General features: G+C 69.3%; 2 protein-coding genes and 1 pseudogene. 2 read left to right on the top strand and 1 reads right to left on the bottom strand.

The genetic code is table 11. The features are described from left to right. Both AC27VN_RS38235 and AC27VN_RS38230 read left to right on the top strand, forming a co-directional pair. Positions 1-571 (top strand): DNA-processing protein DprA (locus AC27VN_RS38235; RefSeq protein ID WP_490880032.1); only part of this gene is annotated, 571 nt, incomplete at its 5' end. A gap of 127 nt (positions 572-698) precedes the next feature. Then, on the top strand, positions 699-1,217 hold the full coding sequence (locus tag AC27VN_RS38230) for a Smg family protein (RefSeq protein ID WP_490880031.1): 519 nt from the start codon (positions 699-701) through the stop codon (positions 1,215-1,217). Between the two features lie 23 nt (positions 1,218-1,240). Here AC27VN_RS38230 and AC27VN_RS38225 read toward each other — a convergent pair. Further along, a pseudogene (locus tag AC27VN_RS38225) lies at positions 1,241-2,720 on the bottom strand (DUF1631 domain-containing protein); the annotation flags it as partial.

Raw genomic sequence — 2,720 nt, 5'->3', positions numbered from 1 at the left:
GCTCGACCGCGTCTACCCGGCGCGGCATCGCGAGCTTGCGCAGCGCATCACGCAGCAGGGCCTGATCGTGAGCGAGTTCCTGCTCGGCACGCCGCCGCTCACGCAGAACTTTCCGAAGCGCAACCGGCTGATCGCGGGACTCGCGCGCGGCACGCTGGTGGTCGAGGCGGCGCTCGCCTCGGGCTCGCTGATCACGGCGCGGCTCACCTCCGAGCAGGGCAAGGACGTGTTCGCGATCCCCGGTTCGATCCACTCGCCGCAGTCGCGCGGCTGCCACGCGCTGATCCGCCAGGGCGCGAAGCTGGTCGAGTCGGTGGCCGACATCCTCGAGGAATTGCAGCCGCTCGCGCAGCAGCCATCGCCGGACGCCTTCAGGCCGTGGACCGGCGGCACGGACCACGGAGATCCGTTGCTCGAGGCGCTGGGTTTCGATCCGGTGAGTCTCGATGCACTCGGTGCGCGCACCGGCTGGGGCGCCGCAGCGCTGCAGGCCCGCATGCTCGAGCTCGAACTCGAGGGCCAGGTCGCGCGCCTGCCGGGCGGGCTGTTCCAGCGCATGGGCGCGGCCTGAGCGCACGAACGCGCACCACCCGCCACCGTCGCGCACGGCCTCGCGAGCGGCCATCGGTATTTACGCCGATCCTTGCATTTGCACCACGCGTCGCGCCGCATCCATCGTCGTGGGCTATATTGGGCCCATGTTCGAAGTGCTCGTGTTTGTCTACGAAAACTACTGGCGCAGCGATGCCTGCCCTGAACCCGAACAATTGAGCCGCAAGCTCAGCGCCCACGGCTTCGAGGCCGAGGAGATACGCGATGCCTTGCAATGGCTCGATGGCCTGAGCCTCGCCACGCAAGGCGTGCAGCTCACGCGCAACGACGAGGAGGGCCGCAGCGTCACGGTCGCGTTGCGCAGCAGCGCCGAGACCACGCGGCCGCAGTCGCCCGATTCGATGCGCGTGTATTCGCAGGCCGAGCAGGAGCACCTGGGCGCCGAATGCCTGGGCTTCATCCAGTTCCTCGAAGGCTCGAACGTGCTGCCCTGCGACATGCGCGAGATCGTCGTCGAACGCGCGATGGCCGCGCCGGGCGCACCGGTGGCGCTCGACGAGCTCAAGATCATCGTGCTGATGGTGCACTGGAGCACCGGCATCGAGCCCGATGCGCTGGTGCTCGACGAGCTCTGCGAGAACCACGAAGGCCGGCTCGCGCACTGAGCCCTTCGCGAGACGGCCTCTCGCTAGTTCAACAGCCGCTCGGGATTCGCATCGAGCTTCGCGAGCGCCTCGCGCGTGGCGCGCACCGTCAGCGTCTCTTCCTCGGCCGGCACCAGCAGGCCCGCCTGCAGGTAGGACGCGAGCCGCCCGGCCTGGATCAGGAAGCTGCGCCCGTCGGCCGAGGCGAACAGGTGCAGCTGCTTGCGGTCGCTGCGCCAGACGAACTGGACCTGGCTCACGCGGTCGTTGTGGTCGAGCATGAACCAGGTGCCCACCTGCAGCTCGTTGGCCCAGGCCAGCATGTCCTCGGTCGCGCGCGCGCCCGCCGTGTCGGCCACGACCTCGATGGTGCTCGCGTCCACGCCCAGCAGCAGCTCGATGTTGGTGGCGTCGAGCGGCAGGTCGGCGTCGCCGCCGCTGTCGCTCACGAAGTCCTCGAGGTGCGCCAGCCGCTCGGCCATGGCCTCGATCTTGGCCTGCGGGATGGCCTCGGTCTTGAGCATGAAGGCATCGGAGAGCGTCGCGCCGATGGTCTTGATGTAGGCCTCCTGCGGCTCGCCGACGATGCCCAGCAGCGCCATGCCCTGGCGCAGGCGCTGCAGCAGCTGCGGCAGGTCCTGGATCACGCGCGCGCGGTCGGTGCGGCTGGGCTTGGCGCTCGCGGCCCACACCAGTTCCGAAGCCGCGCGCTTGAGCGTCACGGTCTGCTCGTCCTGGCCGCCGTAGCGCAGCGCGGCGATCGCCAGCACCTCGGCCCAGACCTTGAACAGGAACTCGCGGATCTCGTCGCGCACCGGCATGTCGTTGAGCATCTTGCGCAGCTCGATGGTGTACTGGATCGCCATCGTCTCCTTCTGCTCGACCTGCTGCGCCACGCTCATCACGCGCTGCGCGGTGTCGCTCTGCGTGAGGTAGCGGTTGAGGAAGGCGACGAATTCGTCGAACACCAGCTTGAAGACGCGCTGCCCGGTCTCGGGGTACTGCTCGATCACCTGCACCACGCGCTTGATCTCGTTCTCGAGCGCGCTGCCCGAGATCGCGGCCGCGTCGAAGCCCATCACGCACGAGCCCATGCGGTCGATCAGCATGCGCGCGGGATGCTGCAAGGTGCCGAAAAACTCGGGCTCGGCGATGGCCACGCGCAGCACCGGCATCTGCAGCCGCGCGAACCACACGCGCGCCGAGAACGGAATGCGCTCCTCGGCCAGGATGGCCTGGAACATCAGCGCCACGATCTCGACCGTGGCCTTGTCGGCGGTGGTCGGCGCGCGCTTCTTGAGCTCGGTGCTGCGGCGGCGCAGGTCGACCGCGCTCTGCTGGATCATCGTGGCCTGCTCGCCCGCGGCTTCCAGGTACTGGGTGGCGGCCGCGCGGTAGGCGGCCTCGGCGTCGGCGATGGCGCCCGCGAAGGTGCGCGAGAAAGGCCGTGGCGCGCCGAAGTCGACGCTGCCGGCACTGCCGCGGCCGTCGACGCCGATCGACGAGGCCGGCTGCGTGCTGTTG

The organism is Variovorax sp. 20P10.2.4, assembly GCF_058244205.1.
The sequence above is the reverse complement of the archived record's forward strand: the minus strand, read 5'-3'. Positions and strand labels throughout refer to the sequence as shown.